The following is a 23734-nucleotide window of genomic DNA, read 5'->3' as shown; positions in this document are numbered from 1 at the left end:
GCGTAGTCGTTTCGTTGGCTGTCCTTTACTTGGTCCGCCGTACCTTCGCCGGGGTGTTGTAGCCCTCGATCTGCAGATACCACACGCCGACCAGGCCGGGCTTGATCTTGACCTTGGGAGCGTCCTTGCGCACGCCGGAGAGGCTGGCTGCGTCGGTCTGTTCCCACTCCTGACCATTGGCCAGCGTATAGACGCGGCCTTTGGAAAAGCCCTTGAACTCGCCGACGATGCTGCTTTCGATCGGCTCCTTGCTGCCGAAGTCGAAGAAGCCACGGTTCTTGACGATGATTTCCTGGCGGCCGGCCTCCTTGGCCTGTTCGACCACGACGGCGGCTTCCTTGGCTACCTTGCCTTGAAGCCAGTCGTTGAGTGCGGCCAGTTCGCTGGCATCGAGCTTGTCCAGGCCGGCGGCCTTGAACTGTTCGGCGCTCATCTGCGACTGCAGATCGCCGTGCACTGCGCGCTGTGCCAGGGCCGGGGTGGCGGTCAATGCAAGGGACAGGCAGACCAGCAGGGGAATGCGGCGCACGAGCGACATGGAAGCCATCCGACAGGAAAGAGGTGGCTAGTGTAGACGCTGTTTCTGCCGGCCGACGCCACTCAGTCCACGCTGTCTGCAGTGGCCGCTGTCGCATGCGCGGGGCGGGCGGGGCGGCGATAGATGAACTCCGGCGGCGACGCGGCCGCCTCGGTGTCGGCAAGAGCGCGCACCTGGGCATGATCGGGCGAGCGTTCGCAGACCGGATCCAGCGTGCCGGCATCGCCACTGAGCGCCAGCGCCTGGCAGCGGCAGCCGCCCCAGTCGATCTCGCGCTTGGGGCAGCCCTGGCAGACCTCGGGCATCCACGCGGTGCCGCGAAACCGCACGAAGGCCTCGCCGGTGTTCCAGATATCGGCCAGCGAGCGGTCGCGCAGGTTGTCGAAACGCATGCCGTCGATGGTTTCGGCCGCGTGGCAGGGCAGTACGTCGCCGCGCGGGGAAATATTGACGAAGCGCTGCCCCCAGCCACCCATGCAGGGCTTGGGTTGGCGGGCGTAGTAATCGGGGGTGACGAAGTCGATCGCCAGGCGATCGCCGAGCTCGCGGCGTGCTGCTTCCACTGCAGCAATCGTGGACATCAGCTGCTCGCGGCTGGGCATCAGCGCGGCACGATTGCGCAGACCCCAGCCGTAGTACTGGGTGTGCGCCACTTCGATGCGCTCGGCCTGCCATTCCAGCGCCAGCGCAATCATGCCGGGCACGCGTTCGGCGTTATGGCGGTGCAGCACCGCGTTGAGCGTCAGCGGCAAACCACGCGCACGCACGGCGGCGGCGAACTCGCGCTTCTTCGCCAGGCTGTTGCGATAACCGGCGATGCGGTCGGCGCCGGCCGGATCGACGTCCTGCACGCTCAACTGCACGTGTTCCAGCCCGGCAGCCTGCAGTTGGTCCAGCATCGGCTCGCCGCCAGCGACGCCGGAGGTGATCAGGTTGCTGTACAGCCCGAGTGCGCGTGCATGCGCTACCAATTCCGGCAGATCCTTGCGCAGCATCGGCTCGCCGCCGGAAAAATGCGCTTGCAGCACGCCCATGTCGGCCGCCTGCTGCAGCAGCGAGCGCCAACCTGCGGTGTCCATTTCCTCACGCAGCGCGGCCAACGCAATCGGATTGGAGCAATACGGGCACGCCAGCGGGCAGCGATGGGTCAGCTCGAGCAACACCGATAGCGGTGGCGGTGCGGTCGTCATAGCCGCAGCAGACGTTTCTGATGCAGGGTGGTGGTGAGTTCGATCACATCCACCTCGATCTCGGTGGCGTCGGCATCGAATTCTGCAGCGAGTTCCTGCGCGATCTGCGCCAGCGAACGCGCGCCATCGAAGCGCTGCGCCACCACCAGCGCGATCTCGTCGAGCTCGACCACACGCTCGGGTGCAAGCAGCACCCACTGGTCGCGCGCACGGTCGTGCTGCAGGCGCACGCCCGCGCGCAGTGCCGGCTGACTCTCGCGGGTAATGCCGCTCACGCGGCGGCCCGGCGGGCGTCGCGGTCGGGCACGAACGCGTCCGGCCACACGATGCCCGGCGTGACATAGGCCACGTGCAAGGCATCCAGCTGCGCCCATAACACCGAGCACTTGAAATGCAGGGCGGCTTTCACCAGCTGCTGCTTTTCGACCGTATCGGCATGCTGCTTGACGTAGTCGAGCGCGAAATCCGAATCGCGTGGCGCCTCGGTCAGGCGGTGCTCGAAGTACGCCAGCGCTTCGGGCGAGACGAAGTCGTAATGCTTGAGCATGCCGGCCACGCGCTGCCCGATGATGTTGGGCGCGAACAATTCGGTGAGCGAGGAGGCAATCGCCTCGAGCAGGCTTTTTTCGCGGACGAAATGCAGATACGCCTGCACCGCAAAGCGCGTGCCGGGCAGCAGGGCACGTCCGGATTCGACCAGGCCGCGATCCAGGCCCAGCGCGTCGGTCAGATGCAGCCAGCGCGCGATGCCGCCATCGCTGGCGCTATTGCCATCGTGGTCGAGGATGCGCTGGCGCCAGATCCGCCGCAGCGCCGGGTCTTCCATGCGCGCCAGGATCGCGGCGTCCTTCAGTGGAATGCAGCGCTGGTATTCGAAGCGATTCAGCGCCCAGGCCTGCACCTGGCCGCGATCGAGCTTGCCGTCGTGCAGCAGGGCGTGAAACGGGTGCTGGTCGTGATACAGGCGTGCGCCGATCGCACGCAGGTCCGCTTCCAGTTGGTCGGGGGTGAGCAGGGCGGTCACAGCGTGATCTCCAGGCCGTCGTGGGCAACATCCCAGCCGCTGGCACGCGCACTGGCGTATTGCGGCGAGTGGATGTCGAGCACGGGATTGGTGGTGTTGATATGGATGAAGATCTTGCGCGCCACATCCAACGACGCAAACGCGGCGATGCTGCCATCGGGGCCGTCGATGCTCATGTGGCCCATGCGCTGGCCGGTCTTCTGGCTGACGCCCAGCGTCACCATCTCATCGTCGCGCCACAGCGTGCCGTCGAAGAACACCAGCTCGGCGCCGTGCAGGCGCGCGCGCAGTGCGTCGGTCATCGCCGCGCAGCCTGGGATGTAATGCACGCGGTGCTGGCCATCGTCGATGGTGAGCCCGAGGGTTTCTTCGTTGGAGCCGGCCAGGTCGCCGCCGCTGCGCGACTCCATGAACAGCGGTACCTTGCCTGGCACCGAGAAGGGCGTGAGTTGCAGGCCCGGCAGCGACACCGGGGTGTCCAGCGCGAACGGCTGGCGCGTCACGTAGTGCGGGTTGATCGCATCGAAAATGGGGTTTTGCGACAGCAGGTCCAGCACCCGGCTGCTGGCATGCAGCGAGAACGGCTGGCTTTCGCGCATCGACAACAGCCCGGCGATATGGTCGATCTCGCCGCTGGTCAACAGCACTGCCTCGATCGGGGAGTGACGCAGACCGTGCTGCGGCCACAACGCGGGTGTTGCGAGAATCTGTTGGCGGAAATCGGGTGAAGCATTGATCAGCACCCAGCGCTTGTCATCGGCACTGACCGCGATGCTGGCTTGGGTACGACGTTGGGCACCGTCTGCTTGTTGCCATGCCCGCTGACTCGCGGGTGTGTGGCAATTCCACTGCGGGTGCCCACCGCCGGCCGCCGATCCCAGAACGATGATGCGCATGGAAACTGTTACCTAATCTGCCGGCAGGTGCCGGTCATGCATCAAGAGGAAGGGCGGCTGGTGCCATTGAGACGTGCCGGATCAAAACTCGCCAGAGACGTAGCAGTTGATTTCGGCGCCACAGTTGACTTCACGAACGACAGGCTTCTTCCAGGTCTTCATCGGCTACCTCGCAGTGGATGGAAAAACGCCGTCGCAGCGTAATGCAGCGATGACGTGGAACGAGCATAGGCAGCCGGTTTACTGCAATTGTAAAGAGCTTGTAAAAAGCCGCGATTGCGTCGCACCTGGCATGCCGCGCTGATGTCCATCCATCGCAGAGCGGTTGCGAATCAAGGCCTTGGCGGGTGAACCGGGCATAAGCGCAGGCAGGCTGCCGGCAGGCGTTTGCGCGGAAATTGCGCGTTGTGGAGAAGGTGACGCGCACGTTACCGTAGCTATCAGACCCCAGTGATTGCCGGCCGCCGTGTCCACCGTTGTGACCAGTTCCTCATTCGAACGCCTGCATGCCTTGCTGCAGCGCCCGGCCGTTGCGTCGATCGCGCCGGCATTACGCGATGCATTGGCGCAGGCCTGGCAGGATGCGCCGCCCGCGCAGGCCGACAGCGTGCCGTGGGCGCTGCTGGGCGACACGCTGGACGTGCTGGCATCGCTGGCAGCCGACGAGGCGACGTTGATTGCGGCACTGCTGTTCGACCTGCCGGCGTTGCGCGGCGCGATCGCCGGCCTGCCATGGCAGCCGGCCGAGCGCCGGGTGGCGGTCGAAGGCCTGCTGGACGGCCTGGATGCGGCCGACCAGGTCTGGGCGCTGCACGCCGGGCGCGAGGCCGGGCGCAACAGCGAGGGCTTGCGGCGGCTGCTGTTGTCCATCATCCACGACCTGCGTGTGGTGCCGATCCTGCTTGCGCGGCAGCTGGCGCGCATGCGCGTGGCCGACCGTCTCGGCGAGGAGCAGCGCCGAGCGTTGGCCCAGCTCACCCGCGACATTCATGCGCCGCTGGCCAACCGGCTGGGCATCTGGCAAGTGAAGTGGGAGCTGGAAGATCTGGCCTTCCGGCACCTGGAGCCGGACACCTACCGCCGCATCGCGCGCGAAGTGGACGAAACCCGGGTGGCGCGCGAGCGCTATCTGGAAGCGGTCAAGCGCACCCTGTCGGCGGCGCTCGCCCAGCAGGGCCTGCACGCGGAGGTGAGCGGGCGGCCAAAGCACATCTACAGCATCTGGAGGAAGATGCAGAAAAAGCGCCTGTCTTTCGATCAGTTGTACGACATCCGCGCGGTGCGCGTGATGGTCGAGGACGTGGCGGCCTGCTACGCCGCCCTGGGGGCGGTGCATTCGTTGTGGGCACCGGTGCCCAGCGAGTTCGACGATTACATCGCCCGCCCCAAGGCCAACGACTATCGCTCGCTGCATACCGCCGTGGTCGGCCCGGAAGGGCGCACGATCGAAATCCAGATCCGCACCCACGAGATGCATGCGCAGGCCGAGCTCGGCGTGGCCGCGCACTGGAAGTACAAGGAAGGCGGCAAGGGCGGCGAAAAGGCCTTCGACCGCAAGATCCTGTGGATGCGCCAGTTGCTGGAGCAGGTGCAGGAGGGCGATCACGGCGAGCTGGCCGGCGCGCTGGATGCCGAGCTGATCGAAGACCGCGTGTATGCGTTGACCCCCAAGGGCGAGGTCATCGATCTGCCGCAGGGCGCCACGCCGCTGGATTTTGCGTATCACGTACACACCATGGTGGGGCACCGCTGCCGTGGCGCGCGGGTCAACGACCGCATCGTGCCGCTGACCTACCGGCTGCGCAGCGGCGACCGGGTGGAGATCATGACCGCCAAGGAAGCCGACCCGCGTCGCGACTGGCTGCTGGCGTCCAACGGCTTCCTGGCCAGTGGGCGTTCGCGCGACAAGGTGCGTGCCTGGTTCCACAAGCTCGACCGCGCACGCAATGTGCAGGCGGGCAAGGACCTGCTCGATCGCGAGCTCAAGCGCCTGGGGCTGCAGCACGCCGATCTGAGCGTGGCGACGCGCAAGTTCCACGCAGAAAACCTCGACGATCTGTATATCCAGGTGGCGCTGGGCGATACCGGGCCGAACCAGGTCAGCCGTGCGTTGCTGGAAGCCGAGCGCGCCGCCTCGCAACCTGCGGTGCCGGCGGCGCCGCGACCCACCGCACGCCGCGAGGGCTTGGGCAAATCCAAGTTCACCGTGCAGGGCGTGGGGAATCTGCTGGTGCAACTGGCGCGGTGCTGCCAGCCGGTGGCCGGCGAGCCGATTGCCGGTTACCTCACCCGCGGCCGCGGCATCACCGTGCACCGCACCGACTGCGCGGCGTTGGCACGGCTGGCTGCTACCCACCCGCAGCGCGTGTTGCCGGTGGAGTGGGGCAAGGCCGGCAGCGGTTATGAAGTGGATGTGCAGGTGCGCGCAGTGGATCGCCGCTGGTTGCTCAAGGACATCACCAACCTGATCGCGCAGGAAGATGCGCACGTGCTGGAGATCAACAGCGACAACGTGCGCGACACCGGCAGGGCGCAGCTGCGCCTGCGGCTCAAGGTCAGCGACTACGACCAGCTGTCCGCCCTGCTCGGCAAGCTGGATGCCTTGCCCGGCGTGAATGAGGTGCGGCGCCTGGGCTGAGCGCGATCAGGCGGCGTCGCGCTCCTTTGGCGGCGTCGCGCTGGTCGGGGCGCAGCATCGACTGCCTCTGCGCGTGCTGCGCTTTCGAACGTGGCTTGCGCGGCCGCCGTGCTGCGGGAACGCGTGCCTGTCAGGCTCCCCGGGCCGCTTGCGGATGCCTTGGGGATTGGTGGATGTACCGCGGGCCAGTCCGGGCAGCGCGCCGGCTGCAGTCGCGCTTGCCTTGACCCATCCCGACTCCCGAATCCGCCTCTCCTGCCCACCCACACTGTCTTCGCGGCACAGCCGGCTACCATAGGCACGTGAACGCGTCCCCGTCAGGTCGCGCCAAGGATGGACGCCACCGCATGTTTTCCCTGCCGCGCTGGGTCAGGTCGCCGCGCCTTTGGGCGCCGTTGCGCAGCCGTGCGCTCTGGCGCGTGGTGCTCGTGCTGGCCGCCTGTCTGCTGTTGAGCGTCATCGCGCTGCGCAAGCCGCTGGGCGATTTGCTGTGGCCGGACACCCGCATCCAGCAATTGCTGCAACGTGGCGATGCGGCGCTGTCGCGCGGCAAGCTCAGTGCCGCCGACGGCAGCGGTGCCCAGGAACTGTTCACCGCTGCGCTTGCCTTGGACAACGATCGCAGCGAGGCGCGCATCGGGTTGGCGCGGACCGGCATGGCTGCCGTGGTGCAGGCGCGTGCCGCGATCGCGGCCGGCGATGCGGTCGCAGCGCAGCGCACGCTGGCACTGGCCACCGCACTGGAGGTGCCGCAGGCGCAGATCGCGCCGGTCGCGCTGCGGCTGCGGCAGTTGCAGGCGCGCCGCGCCGGACTGGATGCCCTGCTGGCGCAGGCCGCCGCGGCCCAGCAGCAAGGCCGCCTGGATGGCACGCCCGACAGCGCGCTGCCGCTGTATCAGCGCATCCTGACCCTGGCGCCCGACCGCACCGACGCGCTGGAAGGGCGCGAAGATGCCTTGACCGATCTATTGGCGCAGGCGTGTCATGCGCTGGCGCGCGACGCGCTCGGCGAGGCGGCGGCCCTGCTGGCCGCGGCCAAGCGCTACGACGCCGGGCACGCCGACGTGCCGTCGACCGAGGGGCACTATCACCGTGTGCTGGATCAGCGCCGGCAACGCGCCGAGGCATTGTTGCGCCGTGGTCGCCTGGCACCTGCGGCACGCGATTTCAACGCGGTGCTGGCGGCCGAGCCGGAGGATGGCGGTGCGCATCGCGGGCTGGAACGGGTGGCCAGCGAGTACGCCGCGCAGGCCGGCCGGCAGGCCGCGGACTTTCAGTTCGACGCGGCGATGCAGTCGCTGCAGCAGGCGCAGTCGCTGGTGCCGGGTGCCGCATCCATCGCCCAGGCCGAGCAGGCCATCGCCCGCGCCCGCGACGCCCAGCGCGGCCCGGAAACCGGTCTGTCACGTGGCGTGCGCGAGCGCCGTTTGCGGGGGCTGCTGCAACGCGTCGCCGAGGCCGAAGCGCGTCAGCAATGGATGACGCCGCCCGGTGCCAGCGCATACGACGCGGTGCGCGCGGCGCAGGCGCTGGCACCACGCGACCCACGCGTGGTGCAGGCCGCCGCGCGCGTGGTGCCGGCCAGTCAGCGCTGTTTCGAAGACGAGCTGCGCAACAACCGGCTGCGCGCCGCGCGCGGTTGCCTGGATGCCTGGCAGGCATTGACCCCGAATGGCGATGCGCTGGCCGGCGCGCGTCGACGTCTTGCGCAGCGCTGGGTCGCGGTCGGCAGCGAGCGCCTGGGCCAGGAGGATGCGGCGTTCGCGCGCCGTGCGCAGGAACAAGCGCATCAACTGGATCCCGGCTTGCCGGAGCTGGCCGAATTCACGCGTCGGGTCAGGGCGGTGGCAGAGCAGCGCTGAGGCGCGGGCTGTTGTTGTAGTTGTTGTAGGCATTCGGCCTGTAGACGTCTGCGGTGGCTGGCGACCAGGTTGCAAGACAATCCCTACGGTCGATTCCTTCTCCCTTCGGGAGACGGTGCCCGAAGGGCGGATGAGGGCGCGCGCGAAGCATCGCGATCCATCTGTGCCTTCGTCGTCGCGATGGGCCACTCCCATCAAGCCCTGCGCGCGCCCGTATCCGGGCAGCCCGCAATCCTTCAGCGCACCACGAATGCATCCGCCCGATCCGCAACGCGCCAGTCAGTCACCAGTGGCGCCCTTCACCCCGCGATAAACAGCTCGCGCACCGTTGCGCGCGCTGCATCCAGCGAAAAGTATTCGGCCACGTTGCGCAGGCCGTTATCGGCCAGCTTCTGCCATTGCGTCGCGTCCTGGTACAGCCGCACGATGGCATTGGCAAAGGCATCGGCCTCATCGGCCACGCAGACATCCTCGCCATCGCGCAGATGCATGCCTTCCACCGCGCAAGTGGTGCCGACCACCGGTTGACCATGCGCCATGCTCAGGTTGATCTTGCCCTTGACCCCGGCGCCGAAGCGCAGTGGGGCGACCGCAATGCGCGCGCTGTCCATGAACGGCACCAGATCCGGTACATGGCCGTGCAGGCGCACGCCCGGGCATTCTTCCGCAAGCAGCTTGAGCGCTTCCGGAAGATCGGCACCGATGCAGTGAAATTCCACAGCGGGCAGTTGCGCGCGCACCTGCGGAAAGATCGCGCTGATGAACCATTGCACCGCATCCACGTTCGGCGGATGCCGGAAGCCGCCCACGAACACCAGGTCGCGGCGTTGTTCGAAGCTGTGACCGCTGCCGGCGACCTCGTGCAGGTTGGAGAGCAGGGCGGTGCGGATCTGCGGCGCATCCGCGCGCAATTGCGCCTGTTCGGCGGCAGACACCAGCACGGTGACATCGGTGGCCGCCATGATCTCCAGCTCGCGGACCCGGGTACGTTCGGCGCTGCGCAACAGATTGGTGTCGCCGGCGAGCTCGGCGCCGCGGCGCTCGCGCAGGTAGTGCAGGTCGACGGTGTCGAACAGGGTACGTGCCTGCGGCGCGTACTGTTTCAACAGCGGCAGGCAGGCGTGGGCAACGTGATGGCGTACCAGCAGCACTACCGCAAAGCGCGGGCCGTGCGTGCGCAACCAGCCACCGATGCCGTCCAGGAACGGTGCGTACCAGACCTCCACGCCCAGTTGCTGCAGCGCCAGGGTGTGGCGCCCGGCATGTTCGCGGCGGGTCGGCACGAACACCACATGCGCGCCTTCTTCGCGCAACAGCCGGATCAGATTGAACTGCCGCAGCGATCCGGAATCGCGATCCGGTTGCGGCACGCATTCGTCCAGGATCAGCACCTGGCGTTGCGCGCGATGCAGTTGCGCCGGGCCGGGCACCGTGCCGACCGGCAACTGCATCGCCAGTGCCTGCTGCCATTTCTCGGCAAAAACCGCCTGATTGCGCACCTGGTAGGCCTTCACTCCGGTACGTGTGTCGGTACCGTTGCTGGTGCCTTCGTCATGCACCACCACGCTGGCCGGCTGCACCAGGACCTGATGCCCGGCAGCGCGCACCGCAAAGGCCAGGTCGGTGTCTTCGTAGTAGGCGGGCATGTAGCGGCGATCCAGCCCGCCCAGGGTCGTCAGCAACAGCGTTCGCGGCAGCGCAATCGCCGCACCCGAGCAGTAGTCCATCGCGCGGACATAGGCGTAGCGCGGGTCGTCGGCCGATTCGAAGCGGCCGTAGCTCCAGGCACTGCCATCGCCGAACACCACGCCGCCGGACTCCTGCAGGCGCCCGTCCGGGTACACCAGTTGCGCGCCGACCAGGCCGGCGTCCGGATACGCGGCAAACGTGTCGATCAGCCGATCCAGCCAGCCGGGCTGCGGGATGGTGTCGTTGTTGAGCAGCACCACGTACTCTCCACGTGCCAGTGCGATACCGTCGTTGCAGGCGGCGATGAAGCCGCCGTTGCTGGCGCGCAGGTGGTACTGCAGGCCATCAATCTGCGGCAGCTGCACGGCGGTGGCATCGCTGCTGCCGTCGTCCACCACGATGATCTCCACCTCCAGCTGCGGCGGATGCGCCGCCAGCGCACGCAGGCAGGCCAGGGTATGGGCGATGTGGTTGTAGACCGGGATCACCACCGTCACGCGCGGCGCGGTGCTGTGCGGCACGGCAAAGGCGGCAAACGCCGCGGCGTCGGGCAGCCATAACGGCGTGCCGAGCGCGACCGGCGGTGCCTGCGTGTGCACCCGAATGCGCTGCCAGGTGGCACGCCACCCGCGTGTGCGCATGCTGGCCACGCTGCGGTGGATCAGGCCGAGCACGCGATTGAACAGATAGCGCGCATCGGCCAGGGACATCGACATTGCGTTGAAACTCCAGCGGAGAGACGGGTGGACGTAGCGAGCAGGTGGTGCGATGGCGCAGCCGGCCCACTATGGCCGCCAGTGTAACGAGGGGCACTTGTCGCGCCGAGCGCAGGCCGCACCGGCGCGCAGGCGAGCGCTGGCGTTTGTTAGCCGCGCTTAAGTCGGCGGGGCCAGCGGGCCGCAACCACGACAGCGCTGCGCTAGACTCGCCCGACTCTACATTCTCGCATCCCCGTGCCCCGACGCTACGACCACGACGATTCCGACGACTTTCAGGACGACTCCAACGCGCAAGACTCCCGCTGGCAACGCAGGCTGATTGTCTGGGGCTTTGCCGCGATCGCGCTGGCGCTCGGTTTCCTGATCCCCTACACGGTGTATCTGAACAAGCAGGTCAGCCAGCGCTTCGGCGAGCTGCGTTGGCAGATCCCGACCCGTGTGTACGGGCGCCCGCTGGTACTGGTGCCCGGTAAAGCACTGGATGCGGCCACGCTGAAGACCGAACTCGATGCGGCGTCCTACCGCGACGACGGCCAGGCCAAGCTGGCCGGCACCTATCAGCAGGAAGGCAGCCGCTTCACCATCGCCAGCCGTGGCTACAACGACGTGGACGGGCGCGTGCCTGCGCGGCGTATCGAGGTGAGCCTGTCCGGCGGACGCGTGGCCAGCCTGCGCGATGCCGGCGATCGCAAGGCGCTCAAGAGCGCGCGGCTGGACCCGGCGCGCATCGCCACGCTGTATGGACAAAAGCAGGAAGAGCGCCGCCTGGTGCGCATGGAAGAAGTGCCAGAACTGCTGGTGACCGGCTTGCAGGCGGTGGAAGACCGCGACTTCAACAGCCACCACGGCATCGATCTGAGCGGCATGGTGCGGGCGGCCTGGATCATGCTGCGCTCCGGCGGCCAGGTCCGTCAGGGCGCCAGCACCCTGACCCAGCAGCTGGCGCGCAGCGGTCTGCTCGGCATCGGCAAGGAGCAGACGGTCACGCGCAAGTTCAACGAGATTCTGTACGCGGTGATCATGGAAGCGCGCTACGACAAGCGCACCATCCTGGAGGCCTACCTCAACCAGGTCTATCTGGGCCAGCGCGGCGGGCAGGCCATCCACGGCGTGTCCTCGGGTGCGGAGCTGTGGTTCGGGCGCGAGCTCACCTCGATGACGACCGAGCAGATCGCGCTGCTGATCGGGCTGGTCAAGGGGCCGTCGTATTACGACCCGCGGCGCAACCCGGAGCGCGCACTGGACCGGCGCAACTTCGTGCTGGGCAAGCTGCACGAGAACCAGCTGATCGACGATGCCGAGTACAAGCGTGCGCTGGCTGCGCCGCTGGGCGTGCCTACCGAGCCAGGCCTGGTCGCGGCCAACCGCTTCCCGGCCTATGTGGATCTGGTGCGGCGGCAGCTGGCGCACGACTATCCGGAAGGCGTGCTGCAAGGTGCCGGCATGAGCGTGCTCACCGGCATGTCGCCGTCCGCGCAGGCCTATGCCGAAGGCGCGGTGACCGGCACCATCAAGCGGCTGGACAACAAGAAGCGTCCGCCGCTGCAGGCCGGCTTGGTGTTGACCGACGTGCATAACGGCGATGTGCTGGCGGTGGTCGGCAGCCGCGATGTGGCCAAGCCCGGCTTCAATCGTGCGGTGGAGGCGCAGCGGCAGGTGGGCTCGTTGCTCAAGCCGTTCGTCTACCTGCTGGCGCTGGCGTCGCCGGACCGCTGGGCCTTGTCCAGTTGGGTCGACGACTCCCCGGTCACGGTGCAGCTCAGCCGGGGCAAGACCTGGTCGCCGGGCAATTCCGACAACCGCAGCCACGGTACGGTGCGGCTGGTCGATGCACTGGCGCATTCGTATAACCAGGCCACGGTGCGGGTGGGCATGCAGGTCGGCGCCGATCGCGTGGCGCAATTGATCCAGGTGCTGGCTGGCATCAAGGCCGACCCGAACCCCTCGCTGATCCTGGGCGCGACCGACCAGAGCCCGTACGGCATGGCGCAGCTGTACCAGTTCCTGGCGGCCGGCGGCGAGATCCAGCCGCTGCATGCGGTGCGTGGCGTGCTCGATCCGCAGGGCAAGCTGCTCAAGCGCTACGACAAGACGCCGGCACCGGCGCAGGAAGGCGATTCGGTGGCGGCCAACCTGATCAGCGTCGCCCTGCAGCAGGTGGTCAGCGGCGGTACCGCGCGGCAGCTGCTGGGCGATGGCCTGGGGCGCCTGTCGCCGGCCGGCAAGACCGGCACGTCCAACGACGGTCGCGACAGCTGGTATGCCGGCTATACCGGCGACCATCTGGCGGTGATCTGGATGGGGAACGACCAGAACGAAGAAACCGGCCTGTACGGCGCCACCGGCGCGATGCGGGTGTGGTCGAGCATCTTCGCGCGCCTGCCCAGCGCACCGTTGAAGGTGAACGGCAAGGGCCTGGACTGGCAGTGGGTGGACGCGGCCGGCACGGGCGTCACCGATGCCGGCTGCCCGGGCGCGCGCCAGTTCCCGTTCGTGGTCGGCTTCACGCCGGCCTATGCGTCGTGCGCCGGCAATGCGCCCTCCATCGAAGGCGTGCCCGACGATGGGTCCGCACCTGCCGAGCAATCCAGCGGCGGCGGCTGGCGGCGCTTCTTCGGATTGGAAAAGAAGCCGGAAGAACCCGCACCGGCGCCTGCGTCGGCGCCTCCTGCACATTGAGTGGAGTGACCCCATGATCCGATTGCATCGCCTTGTTGCCCTGATCGGCGTGCTCGCCGCAGTCACCGCTTGCGTCAGTGCGCCGCCCGCGCCGCCGCCGCCCCCGGTGGACCCAACCACGCCAACGCAACGGCTGTTGCTGATCGAACGCGAAGCCGGCGTCGACGACACCGAGCTGTCGGTGCAGCCGCTGCGCGACCCGCAGGTGGACGACCTGCGCGACAGCGCCAAGGCCAAGCGCCAGGCCGGCGATTTACCCGGCGCGGCGGCGGCGCTGGATCAGGCGCTGAAGCTGGTGTCCGGTGACCCGGCAATCTTGCAGGAGCGTGCCGAAGTGGCCGTGCTGCAGGCCGATTGGCCGGCGGCCGAACGTTTTGCCAACCAGGCAGTGGAACTGGGTTCCAAGACCGGCCCGCTGTGCCGTCGCCATTGGGCCACCATCGAGCAATCGCGGCTGGCGCGTGGCGAGAAGGAAAACGCCGCCTCGGCCAAGGCGCAGATCGCCGGTTGCACCGTGCCGGGTGTGAAACGCTACTGAGTGTGCGCACTACCGGTTGCGCTGCCAGCAGCGCCACCGGCTCGCCCGGCGGCGCCATACGGGAGTGGGATGTGTGGCTGCGTCCTGCGGTCCGCAGACAGGTCGACTCGATTCAAGGCGCCCACGGCCGCTTCGCAGCGGGCCTGAAGTCTTCGAGTGTGATGCGTCGATGGCCGCGCGCATCCAGCCGTGCCCGGGCGATGTGACCACGCGCATGGCATGGGCAATCTGCCTTGTCGTCTGCAAGTCGCCACTGCATGCCAGTCCAACCGCTGGGTGAGGAGGTTGGCAATGCCGGCCGGGGTGCCACCCCTGTGCGTGGCATGGCTAGGGCATTCGTAGCGGCGACCACGCAGCAGCGCCCCGAGCACACCGGCGACGCAACGTCCACTGCGCACTTGCTGCATCGAACGCCGGTGCACTGTCGAGGGCCATCCTCCTCGGGCGCGGATGGCGCGGCGCAGTCACGAGCTCGCCACATCGCCCGCCCACGTGCGCCGCGGCCGCCTTGCCGCGATGATGTGTTTACCGGCTACTGCAGCCCGATCCAGGCAGCATCCCCGCGCACGCGCTAGGCTGTCGTGATTCTTCTTCTTCTTCTGCATTCCCCCTGGTCTCATGTCCCAACTTGCCACTGCCAGCATCGAGGCGCTCAGCGAGGGCGGGGCGCTTGCGCGTCAGCTCGATGCGTTTGCGCCGCGCGATGCGCAGTTGCGCCTGACCGGCGCCATCGCCGAGGCGTTCGAGCAGCGCGACGTGCTGCTGGCCGAGGCCGGCACCGGCACCGGCAAGACCTATGCGTATCTGGTGCCTGCATTGCTGTCCGGCCTCAAGACCATCGTCTCCACCGGCACGCGCGCGCTGCAGGATCAGCTGTTCCACCGCGATCTGCCGCGCGTGCGCGCCGCGTTGGGCGTTGGGCTGCGCAGCGCGTTGTTGAAAGGCCGCGCCAATTACCTGTGCAAGTACCGCACCCAGCAAGCGCGCGGCGAGCCGCGCTTGGCCACGCCCGAGCAGGTGTCGCAATTCCAGCGCATCGTGGCCTGGAGCGGGCGTACCCAGTACGGCGACATGGCCGAGATGGACGCCTTGCCGGACGATTCGCCGCTGCTGCCGATGGTGACCTCCACCGTCGACAACTGCCTGGGCACCGAGTGCCCGTTCTACGGCGAGTGCTTCGTGGTGCAGGCGCGCCAGCGTGCGCAGGCCGCCGATTTGGTCGTGGTCAATCACCATCTGCTGCTGGCCGATCTGGCGCTCAAACAGGAAGGCTTCGGCGAGATCCTGCCGGGCGCGCAGGCGTTTGTCATCGACGAAGCGCACCAGCTGCCGGAGCTGGCGGCCAATTTCTTCGGCGAAAGTTTCGGCATGCGGCCGTGGCAGGAGTTGGCGCGCGATTGCATGGTCGAAGCGCGTCTGGTCGCCGGTGCGCAGGCCAGTCTGCAGGAGCCGATCCTTGCCCTGGACGACGCCTTGCGCGGCTTGCGTGCCGGCATGGAAGGCCTGCCGCCGCGCGGCACGCAATGGCGCGCACTGGCCAAACCGCAGGTGCGCGAAGGGTTCGATGCGGTGTTGTCGGCATTGGCGCGGTTGGGCGAATCGCTGTTGCCGTTACGCGAGGCCTCGCCGGGATTCGATGGCTGCACTGCGCGTGCGCAGGAAGCGTTGAACCGGTTGTCGCGCTGGCTGGGCGAGGACGTGGCGGTGGCGGATTTTGCGCAGGATCCGCCGGAAGAAACCGTCGACAACGATGTGCTCTGGTATGAGCTGAGCCCGCGTGGATTCCGTTGCCAGCGCACGCCGCTGGACGTGTCCGGGCCGCTGCGCGAGCACCGCGAAAAATCGCAAGCGGCCTGGGTGTTCACCTCGGCCACGCTGGCGGTGGGCGGCGAGTTCGACCACATCGCGCTGCGTTTGGGCTTGAACGACCCGGTGACCTTGCTGCAGCCCAGCCCCTTCGACTGGGGACGTCAGGCGTTGTGCTACCTGCCGCCGAATCTGCCCGATCCGGCCGCGCGCGGTTTCGGTACGGCCTTGATCGCGGCATTGACCCCGGTGCTGGAAGCTTCCAATGGCCGCGCGTTCCTGCTGTTCGCTTCGCACCGCGCGCTGCGCGAGGCGGCCGAAGCGCTGCGTGGTGCGCCGTGGCCGCTGTTCGTGCAGGGCGAAGCGCCGCGCGCAACCTTGCTGCAGCGTTTTCGCGATTCCGGCAACGGCGTGCTGCTGGGGTCGGCCAGTTTCCGCGAAGGCGTGGACGTGGTCGGCGATGCCTTGAGCGTGGTGGTGATCGACAAGCTGCCGTTTGCCGCGCCCGACGACCCGGTGTTCGAAGCGCGCCTGGACGCGATCCGCCGCGAGGGCGGCAACCCGTTCCGCGACGAGCAATTGCCGCAAGCGGTCATCGCGCTCAAGCAGGGCGTGGGCCGGCTGATCCGCAGCGAGACCGACCGCGGCGTGCTGGTGCTGTGCGATCCGCGATTGGTGAACAAGAGCTACGGCCGCACCTTCATGAAGTCGCTGCCGCCGTTTGCGCGCACGCGCGAGATTGACGAAGTGCGGGCGTTTTTTGGCGTCGCCGCGCCGCTGGGCGACAATGGCGTACTGGCGTTGCCGTTCGGCGACGGCTGATCTTCCCCTTTCTTGCTGCCACGGCCCTGCCATGAACGTTCTCGCATTCGAAACCTCTACCGAAGCCTGTTCGGTCGCACTGCACGTGGGCGGGCGCGTCATCGAGCGTTTCGAACTGGCGCCGCGTCGCCACGCGGAACTGGCATTGCCGTGGGCCGAGCAGTTGCTGGCCGAGGCCGGCATCACGCGGCGCCAGCTCGATGCGATTGCGGTCGGGCGCGGGCCCGGCGCGTTTACCGGCGTGCGCCTTGCCATCGGTATCGCGCAAGGCATTGCGTTAGGTCTGGATCGGCCGGTGCTGGCGGTCTCCACGCTGCAGGTACTGGCGTTGCGTGCGCCTGCGCAGGCGACGCATGTGCTGGCCTGTATCGATGCGCGCATGGGCGAGGTGTATGCCGGCGTCTTCGTGCGTCGCGGCGATGGTGTGCTGGAACTGATGCCGGAAGTGGTGTGCACGCCCGACACCTTGATCGTGCCGGACACCGCGCACCGCTTCGCCGGAGTGGGCACCGGCTTGGCTGCCGCCGATGGCCTGCTGCTGCAGCGTTTTGCAGCGCAGTTGAGCAGTGTCGATGCCAGCGCCTTGCCGCACGCCGCCGACCTGCTCACGTTGGCGGTACCGGCGTTGCAGCGTGGCGAAGGCGTGGCGCCGGAGCGTGTGGAACCGGCGTATCTGCGCGATAACGTCGCGCTGACGCTGGTCGAGCAACAGGCCGCACGTGCAGCGAAGGCGGCCGCTGCCGCGCCATGACGCACGACGATCTGGAACGCGCGCGGTTTCGCGGCTGTCTGCTGGGCCTGGCCGTCGGCGATGCGCTCGGCACCACGCTGGAATTCTGTGCTCCGGGCAGCTTTGCCCCGATCGACGACATGCGTGGCGGTGGTCCGTTCGCCTTGCGTGCCGGGCAATGGACCGACGATACCTCGATGGCCTTGTGCCTGGCGCACAGCCTGCTGTACCGAAGCGGATTCGATGCTGCCGATCAGATGAATCGTTATTGCAACTGGTACCAGCACGGCTACCTCAGCAGCACCGGCAGCTGTTTCGATATCGGCAGCACCGTGCGGCAGGCGCTGGAGCGCTATCTGGATGGCGGCCCGGCCTTCAGCGGCAGCGACGACCCGCGCACGGCCGGGAATGGCGCGTTGATGCGGCTGGCGCCGGTGGCGATGTATTACGCGCATCGCCCGGACGAGTTGGGCGCGCGTGCCGTGGACAGTTCGCGCACCACGCATGCCGCCGCCGAAGCGCTGGACGCCTGCCGGCTGTTCGCGCTGCAGCTGCGCGCCGCGTTGCTGGGCGGCGAGCGTCGGGCAGTGCTGCAGGCGCAGTGCGATGAATTGGTCACGCCGGCAGTGCGCGCATTGGCCACGCGCAATCACGCGGCGGTGCCCGCGGCGCAGATCCGCGGCACCGGCTATGTGGTCGATTCGCTGTCGGCGGCGCTGTGGTGTTTCGCCACCACCGAGACCTTTGCCGATGCGGTGCTGCGCGCAGCCAACCTGGGCGACGATGCCGACACCACCGCGGCCATCTGCGGCCAGCTGGCGGGGGCGTTCTACGGCATCGACGGCATTCCGGCCGCCTGGCGCGAGCGGGTGCAGGACGCGGACGGGATCGTGGCATTAGCCGATCGCTTGCATGCCGCAGCGCAGGTGGCCTGACCGACGCCTTGGTTGGGTCGGCTGAGAGGGCTGCGACCGATCCCGGCCGGTTTGAACGCCGAACGCGCGCGGCTCGGTCGACGCCGGGCGGAACGTGCTCGCCGCTCAACCGCGAGGACGAAGACCCATGCTGTGCCCGAAGCGCACCGCATCGAACGGCATGGCGCAGATCAGTCGCCTGCGACCGCAGCTTCAGCGATCGTCGTGCAGCTCGCCGCCGGGCAGGAACAGCCAGGTGCGGGTGACTTCCAGAATGTCCACGTCGTCCTTGGTCCTGGGCAGGGGCGGGAACGGCTGGGCCAGTTGCACCACGCGCAATGCGGCATCGTCCAATGCCGGCACGCCGCTGGAGATCAGCACGCGGCTGCTTTCCACGCTCCCGTCGCGGCGTACGCCCACGCTGATCACGACCTTGCCGCCCAGCCGGCGCCGACGCGCCTCGTCCGGATAATTCAGATTGCCCACCCGCTCGGCGCGATCCACCCAGGCGCGCAGATAGTTGGCGTACGCATATTCGCGGGTACTGGCCGAGACGAACTTGCGGTTGGGGCGCTTGGCGTACTGCTCCGAGCGCAGATGCACCTCGGCGGCGAGCCGGGCCATTTCCGCGTCGCGCTGCACGCGTTGTGCGTCGGCCGGGGTGAGCGGGTCGGTCTGCGGATTGGGTTGCGGCGTCGGCATCGTCTGCTCGCCGCGACGGCTGCTGACCACGCGGGTCTGGGTCGGCTCCGGTGCCTGCACGCTGGTGGCGCGCTGCGCCTGTGGCGCGAGCCCGGTGCGGTCCTGCGGCACCACGCCGGGCTGGCTGTCGCGCGGGCGCTGGGCGGTGTCGTGGTCGCCGCCGCCCTGCTGGTTGGCCTGGGCCAGGAAGTCGGCCTGTTTCGGCGTCAACGGCGTGCTGGTCTGGCTGAAGATCACGTCCAGTGTCGGCACCAGCGGCGCATCCTCGCTGACCGTGAAACCCACGCCCAGGATCAGCGCGGCGTGCAGCACCAGCGAGATCACCAGCATCGCGCTCAGGCGCTGGCGTTCGTGCATCGCTGCAGGCTGCGCCGCGGCCGTGCTCATTGCGCGGCGCCGGCCTCGATCGCGTCGAACAGCAGCCCGGCGATGTTCAAACCGAACTGCGCATCCAGCTCGCGCACGCAGGTGGGGCTGGTGACGTTGACCTCGGTCAGGTAATCGCCGATCACGTCCAGGCCGACGAAGCGCATGCCGCGCCGGCGCATTTCCGGGCCCACTTGCGCGGCGATCCAGCGGTCGCGCTCGGACAGCGGGCGGCCCTCGCCGCGTCCGCCGGCGGCCAGGTTGCCGCGGAATTCATCGCCCTGCGGAATCCGCGCCAGACAGTAGTCCACCGGCTCGCCATCGACCAGCAGGATGCGCTTGTCGCCGGCGGTGATGTCCGGAATGAAGCGCTGCGCCAGGGTCAGCTTGCGGTTGCCGTCGGTCAGCGTTTCCAGGATCACATTGAGGTTGGGGTCGCCGGTGCCGCTGCGGAAGATCGAGCGCCCGCCCATGCCGTCCAGCGGCTTCAGCACGGCCTGGCCATGCTCCAGCACGAAGGCCTTCAGCGCCGCCGCATCGCGGCTGACCAGGGTCGGCGGGCAGCACTGCGGAAACAGCAGCGCGGCGAGCTTCTCGTTGTAGTCACGCAGGCCCTGCGGGTCGTTGACGATCTGCGCGCCGGCGCGCTGCGCGACGCTCAGCACCTGGGTGTCGTAGATGAACTCCGCATCCACAGGCGGGTCCTTGCGCATCAGCACCACCTGGCCGGGTCCGAACGCCAGTTCGGCGAAGGCGCCCAGGCTGAACCAGCCGGTCTTGTCCTCGCGCACGCTCAGCGGCGCGACCTGCGCCACCGCGCGGCCTTCGCGCAGGCTCAGCCCGCCCGGGCGCACGTAATGCAGGCGATGGCCACGGCGCTGGGCTTCCAGCAGCATGGCGAAGGTGGTGTCTTTGGCGATCTTGATGGAGGCGATGGGATCCATCACCACAACGACGTCGAGCGACATGGGGCTAAACCTTTCGAACAAGCTGCCGATGGTAACTTCAAGCGGCGGGCGATGGCGTGCCCGGCAGCTCGCGGATGCGCGACTTGCCGGTCCGGAGGCACCCAGCCGCGGTCGGAACGTCCGCCTGGCGGGGCCCCGGCAATGCGCCCTTGACAGTCGATCCGGGTCTTGGGATATACATGCAGTTTCGTAGCGACGTCGGAAGGGATGAAGCGTTGCGCGTCCGGGGATATTTGCATGAGTGAAAACATTGCTGCGGGTGGGGAACTCGCAGGACTGAAGGTGATGGTCATCGACGATTCGAAGACCATTCGCCGCACCGCCGAAACGCTGCTGAAGCGGGAAGGTTGTGAAGTAGTGACAGCGACCGATGGTTTCGAGGCACTGGCCAAAATTGCGGACCAGCAACCTCAGATCATTTTTGTCGACATCATGATGCCGCGCCTGGATGGGTACCAGACGTGCGCGTTGATCAAGGGCAACCAGCTCTTCAAGTCGACGCCGGTGATCATGTTGTCGTCCAAGGATGGCCTGTTCGACAAGGCACGCGGCCGCATCGTCGGCTCCGAGCAATATCTGACCAAGCCGTTCACCCGTGAAGAACTACTGAGCGCGATTCGCACGTACGTCCACGCCTGACCAGGGGGAAAGGCAACATGGCTCGAATTATATTGATCGAGGACTCGCCCACCGATCGGGCAGTCTTCAGTCAATGGCTGGAAAAAGCTGGCCATACGGTCGTCGCCACCGACAACGCCGAAGCGGGACTTGAGCTGATTCGCAGCCAGGCGCCCGATCTGGTGCTGATGGATGTGGTGCTGCCAGGCATGAGCGGCTTCCAGGCAACGCGTGCACTCGCACGCGACCAGGCCACCAAGGACATCCCCGTGCTGCTGGTCAGCACCAAGGGGATGGAAACCGACAAGGCATGGGGTTTGCGACAAGGTGCCAGCGACTACATCGTCAAGCCGCCGCGCGAAGACGATCTGATCGCTCGCATCAAACAACTGGTGCGTTGATGCGCTCTCCATTCGATATTCTCGAAGACTACGAGCGTCGTAGTCTTGCGCACGCCACGCCGCTGCCGGAACGCCAGTTTTCGGTCGATATCTGGCGTGGCGTCGGCTATCGCGTCGGGACCCGGCGACTGGTGTCGGATTTCCGCGAAGTGGCGGAAATCGTGCCGATGCCGCCGGTGACGCCGGTGCCCGGCGGGCAGCCCTGGTTGCTAGGCGTGGGCAACCTGCGCGGCAACCTGTTTCCGGTGATCGACCTGAAGCAGTTCCTGGAGGGCCGTCGCACGGTGCTGCAGGAAGGCCAGCGTGTGCTGATCATGCGTCAGAGCGGCGGCGACGTCGCGCTGACCATCGATGAGCTGTACGGCCAGCGCAGCTTCGAACAGTCCCAGGCGGTCGAACCCGGCGAGTTGGCGCAAGGCCGCTACGCCCACTTCATCGATCGTGCCTTCCGCAACGAGACGCAGGACTGGGGTGTGTTCTCCCTGGCGTTGCTGTCGCGCACTCCTGAATTCCGGCAGGCCGCGGCCTAAGCCGCGACCCCGCCACGTCATACAGATCGAGGTCGAACCATGAGTACCGCCCCGGACGCCCGCAAGACCAACAAGCTCGGCAGCGTCAGCACCAGCTTCTGGCTTGGCTTGCTGGTGTTGTCGATGATCGTGTTTGGCGCCAACACCGGCGTCGCGACCTGGCAGGGCAGTCGTCTTGCCGGTGCCGGCACCGGCGCGGCCGACTTGCAGGTGCTCTCGCAGCAGCTGGCCAACCAGGGCCGCGAAGCGGTCTCCGGCGACCCCAAGGCGTTCGCCGCGTTCAAGGAGACCAAGGGCCGCATCGACAGCACGGTGAGCGAACTGGATGGCCGCTACGGCCAGGAAGGCTCGGTCGCCAGTTCGATGGCCCAGCTCAAGGCGACCTGGGTACCGCTCAGCAAGAACGCCGACCAGATCATCGCCAGCGAACCGGCAGTGCTCGGTCTGGCCGGCAACGCCGAACGCTTCACCGGCAGCGTGCCGCAGCTGCAGGCGCAGTTGAACGAAGTGGTGCGCGCGATGACGGTCAGCGGCGCACCTGCGTCGCAGATCTACAACACGCTGCAGCAGGTGGTGGTCGCCGGCACCATGGCGCGCCGGGTCACGGAAATGCGCGCCGGCGGCGCCAATGCCGCCGCCTCGGGCGACGCGCTGGCGCGCGACTCGGTGGTGTTCACGCAGATGCTGGAAGGCCTGCGCGCAGGTAACGAGGAACTGGGCATCGCCGCGGTGCGCAACCCGGCCGCATTGTCGGCGCTGGAGCAGTCGCAGGCGCAGTGGACGACGATGAAGAAGGACATCGACGCCATCCTCGCCAGCTCGCGCAACCTGTTCGCCGCGCAATCCTCGGCCGCCGCGCTGACCGCCGGCTCCAACAAGATGCTCGACGACAGTAAGAAGCTGTTCGATGCGTTCTCCGCGTTCGGTTCGGTACGCGATACGCGCCTGTTTCCGAACTTCTGGCTGGGTGTGGTTTCCGGCCTGATCGCATTGCTGGCCATCGTCGGTTTCGTGTGGAGCTCGGTGCGCGTACGGACCCGCGAGCAGGACGTGCGTTATCAGGCGCAGGTGGAATTCAACAGCCGCAACCAGCAGGCGATCATGCGGTTGCTGGACGAAATCAGCTCGCTGGGTGAAGGCGATCTGACCGTGAAGGCCTCGGTGACCGAAGACATGACCGGCGCCATCGCGGACGCTATCAACTACGCCGTGGACGAGCTGCGCCACCTGGTGACCACCATCAACGACACCTCGGCCAAGGTGGCCGTGTCGACCCAGGAAACCCAGGCCACTGCGATGCAGCTGGCCGAAGCCGCCGGCCAGCAGGCCAATCAGATCACCACCGCGTCCGAGCGCATCAGCGAAATCGCTGCCAGCATCGAACAGGTCTCGCGCAACTCCACCGAGTCGGCCGAAGTGGCGCAGCGCTCGGTGGTCATCGCCGCCGAAGGCGCCGGCGTGGTGCGCGAGACGATTCAGGGCATGGACCAGATTCGCGACCAGATCCAGGAAACCTCCAAGCGCATCAAGCGCCTGGGCGAATCGACCCAGGAAATCGGCTCGATCGTGGAACTGATCAACGACATTTCCGAGCAGACCAACATCCTGGCGCTCAACGCCGCGGTGCAGGCGGCCTCGGCAGGCGAGGCCGGTCGCGGTTTCGCCGTGGTGGCCGACGAAGTGCAGCGACTGGCCGAACGTACCTCCGGTGCGACGCGACGGATCGAAGGCCTGGTGCAGACGATTCAGGCCGATACCAACGAAGCGGTCAGCTCGATGGAGCAGACCACCTCCGAAGTGGTGTCAGGTGCGCGCCTGGCCGAAGATGCCGGCACCGCGCTGACCGAAATCGAGCGCGTGTCCAACGCACTGAACAACCTCATCAAGAACATCTCCATCGCCGCACACCAGCAGTCGGCTGCGGCGACGGATATCACACAGACCATGGGCGTGATCCGTCAGATCACCAGCCAGACATCGCAGGGTGCGGAACAGACGGCCGAGTCGATCGGCAACCTGGCTCAGCTCGCTGCCGATCTGCGCCGTTCGGTCGCCGACTTCAAGCTGCCGGCGTGACCACGACGCGGAACGGGAAAGGATCAGC

At 67.5% G+C, this 23734-nt stretch carries 20 protein-coding genes; 11 read left to right on the top strand and 9 right to left on the bottom strand.

What is annotated here, in order from left to right; genetic code table 11:
- Nucleotides 1-25: 25 nt before the first annotated feature.
- From Y887_RS03345 to pqqA, 6 genes are all read right to left on the bottom strand, one after another.
- Nucleotides 26-538 (bottom strand): hypothetical protein, encoded by a 513-nt coding sequence (locus Y887_RS03345; protein WP_046962999.1) that lies wholly within the window; start codon nt 536-538, stop codon nt 26-28.
- Between the two features lie 62 nt (nt 539-600).
- Nucleotides 601-1728: a pyrroloquinoline quinone biosynthesis protein PqqE gene (pqqE, locus tag Y887_RS03340; RefSeq protein ID WP_046962998.1), complete on the bottom strand. Its 1128-nt coding sequence runs from the start codon at nt 1726-1728 to the stop codon at nt 601-603.
- On the bottom strand, nt 1725-2102 hold the full coding sequence (gene pqqD / locus Y887_RS21065) for a pyrroloquinoline quinone biosynthesis peptide chaperone PqqD (RefSeq protein WP_502362098.1): 378 nt from the start codon (nt 2100-2102) through the stop codon (nt 1725-1727). Before pqqD ends, pqqE begins: the two co-directional genes overlap by 4 nt.
- On the bottom strand, nt 2000-2752 hold the full coding sequence (gene pqqC / locus Y887_RS03330) for a pyrroloquinoline-quinone synthase PqqC (RefSeq protein WP_046962996.1): 753 nt from the start codon (nt 2750-2752) through the stop codon (nt 2000-2002). The genes pqqD and pqqC overlap by 103 nt, the downstream gene beginning before the upstream one ends.
- Nucleotides 2749-3648, bottom strand: coding sequence for a pyrroloquinoline quinone biosynthesis protein PqqB (gene pqqB / locus Y887_RS03325; protein ID WP_046962995.1), 900 nt, complete (start codon nt 3646-3648; stop codon nt 2749-2751). The genes pqqC and pqqB overlap by 4 nt, the downstream gene beginning before the upstream one ends.
- Before the next feature lie 81 nt (nt 3649-3729).
- A complete protein-coding gene (pqqA, locus tag Y887_RS18560) occupies nt 3730-3810 on the bottom strand; it encodes a pyrroloquinoline quinone precursor peptide PqqA (RefSeq protein ID WP_002812057.1) in 81 nt (26 codons plus the stop codon).
- Between the two features lie 292 nt (nt 3811-4102).
- Here pqqA and Y887_RS03320 point away from each other — a divergent pair, with 292 nt between their 5' ends.
- Nucleotides 4103-6286 (top strand): RelA/SpoT family protein, encoded by a 2184-nt coding sequence (locus tag Y887_RS03320; RefSeq protein WP_342749431.1) that lies wholly within the window; start codon nt 4103-4105, stop codon nt 6284-6286.
- Between the two features lie 347 nt (nt 6287-6633).
- Nucleotides 6634-8148, top strand: a complete 1515-nt coding sequence (locus tag Y887_RS20640; RefSeq protein ID WP_046962994.1) for a hypothetical protein — start codon at nt 6634-6636, stop codon at nt 8146-8148.
- 299 nt (nt 8149-8447) lie between these two features.
- Here the strand turns inward: Y887_RS20640 and Y887_RS03310 are convergent, their stop codons facing one another.
- The gene (locus Y887_RS03310; protein WP_046962993.1) at nt 8448-10553 is read right to left on the bottom strand and encodes a glycosyltransferase; all 2106 of its coding nucleotides are present in this window, start codon (nt 10551-10553) and stop codon (nt 8448-8450) included.
- A gap of 237 nt (nt 10554-10790) precedes the next feature.
- Between Y887_RS03310 and mrcB the strand changes: the two genes are divergently transcribed.
- From mrcB to Y887_RS03285, 5 genes are all read left to right on the top strand, one after another.
- Entirely contained in the window at nt 10791-13235 is a 2445-nt protein-coding gene (mrcB, locus tag Y887_RS03305) for a penicillin-binding protein 1B (RefSeq protein WP_046962992.1), read from the top strand.
- A gap of 13 nt (nt 13236-13248) precedes the next feature.
- A complete protein-coding gene (locus Y887_RS03300; protein ID WP_046962991.1) occupies nt 13249-13773 on the top strand; it encodes a tetratricopeptide repeat protein in 525 nt (174 codons plus the stop codon).
- A 618-nt stretch (nt 13774-14391) separates the two neighbouring features.
- Nucleotides 14392-16401 carry a DNA repair helicase YoaA gene (yoaA, locus tag Y887_RS03295; protein ID WP_046962990.1) on the top strand — a complete coding sequence of 670 codons (2010 nt, stop codon included), beginning with the start codon at nt 14392-14394 and terminating at the stop codon, nt 16399-16401.
- A 31-nt stretch (nt 16402-16432) separates the two neighbouring features.
- Entirely contained in the window at nt 16433-17152 is a 720-nt protein-coding gene (tsaB, locus tag Y887_RS03290; protein ID WP_046962989.1) for a tRNA (adenosine(37)-N6)-threonylcarbamoyltransferase complex dimerization subunit type 1 TsaB, read from the top strand.
- Nucleotides 17149-18066, top strand: a complete 918-nt coding sequence (locus tag Y887_RS03285; protein ID WP_046962988.1) for an ADP-ribosylglycohydrolase family protein — start codon at nt 17149-17151, stop codon at nt 18064-18066. The genes tsaB and Y887_RS03285 overlap by 4 nt, the downstream gene beginning before the upstream one ends.
- A gap of 192 nt (nt 18067-18258) precedes the next feature.
- Here Y887_RS03285 and Y887_RS03280 read toward each other — a convergent pair whose 3' ends face one another.
- Both Y887_RS03280 and gshB read right to left on the bottom strand, forming a co-directional pair.
- Entirely contained in the window at nt 18259-19134 is an 876-nt protein-coding gene (locus Y887_RS03280) for an energy transducer TonB family protein (RefSeq protein WP_046962987.1), read from the bottom strand.
- Complete coding sequence (gene gshB / locus Y887_RS03275; RefSeq protein ID WP_046962986.1) at nt 19131-20081, bottom strand: glutathione synthase; 951 nt, start codon at nt 20079-20081, stop codon at nt 19131-19133. Before gshB ends, Y887_RS03280 begins: the two co-directional genes overlap by 4 nt.
- A 237-nt stretch (nt 20082-20318) precedes the next feature.
- Here gshB and pilG point away from each other — a divergent pair, with 237 nt between their 5' ends.
- The 4 genes from pilG to Y887_RS03255 are packed head-to-tail and all read left to right on the top strand — an operon-like array spanning nt 20319 to nt 23706.
- The gene (gene pilG, locus Y887_RS03270; protein ID WP_005913706.1) at nt 20319-20720 is read left to right on the top strand and encodes a twitching motility response regulator PilG; all 402 of its coding nucleotides are present in this window, start codon (nt 20319-20321) and stop codon (nt 20718-20720) included.
- 17 nt (nt 20721-20737) lie between these two features.
- Entirely contained in the window at nt 20738-21100 is a 363-nt protein-coding gene (locus Y887_RS03265) for a response regulator (RefSeq protein WP_006450735.1), read from the top strand.
- Complete coding sequence (locus Y887_RS03260; protein WP_046962985.1) at nt 21100-21630, top strand: chemotaxis protein CheW; 531 nt, start codon at nt 21100-21102, stop codon at nt 21628-21630. Before Y887_RS03265 ends, Y887_RS03260 begins: the two co-directional genes overlap by 1 nt.
- A gap of 39 nt (nt 21631-21669) precedes the next feature.
- Nucleotides 21670-23706 carry a methyl-accepting chemotaxis protein gene (locus Y887_RS03255; protein ID WP_046962984.1) on the top strand — a complete coding sequence of 679 codons (2037 nt, stop codon included), beginning with the start codon at nt 21670-21672 and terminating at the stop codon, nt 23704-23706.
- Nucleotides 23707-23734 lie beyond the last annotated feature (28 nt).

The sequence above is a fragment of the Xanthomonas pisi DSM 18956 genome (genome assembly GCF_001010415.1).
Classification (GTDB): Bacteria; Pseudomonadota; Gammaproteobacteria; order Xanthomonadales; family Xanthomonadaceae; genus Xanthomonas; species Xanthomonas pisi.
This window is presented reverse-complemented; position numbering and strand designations above follow the sequence as displayed.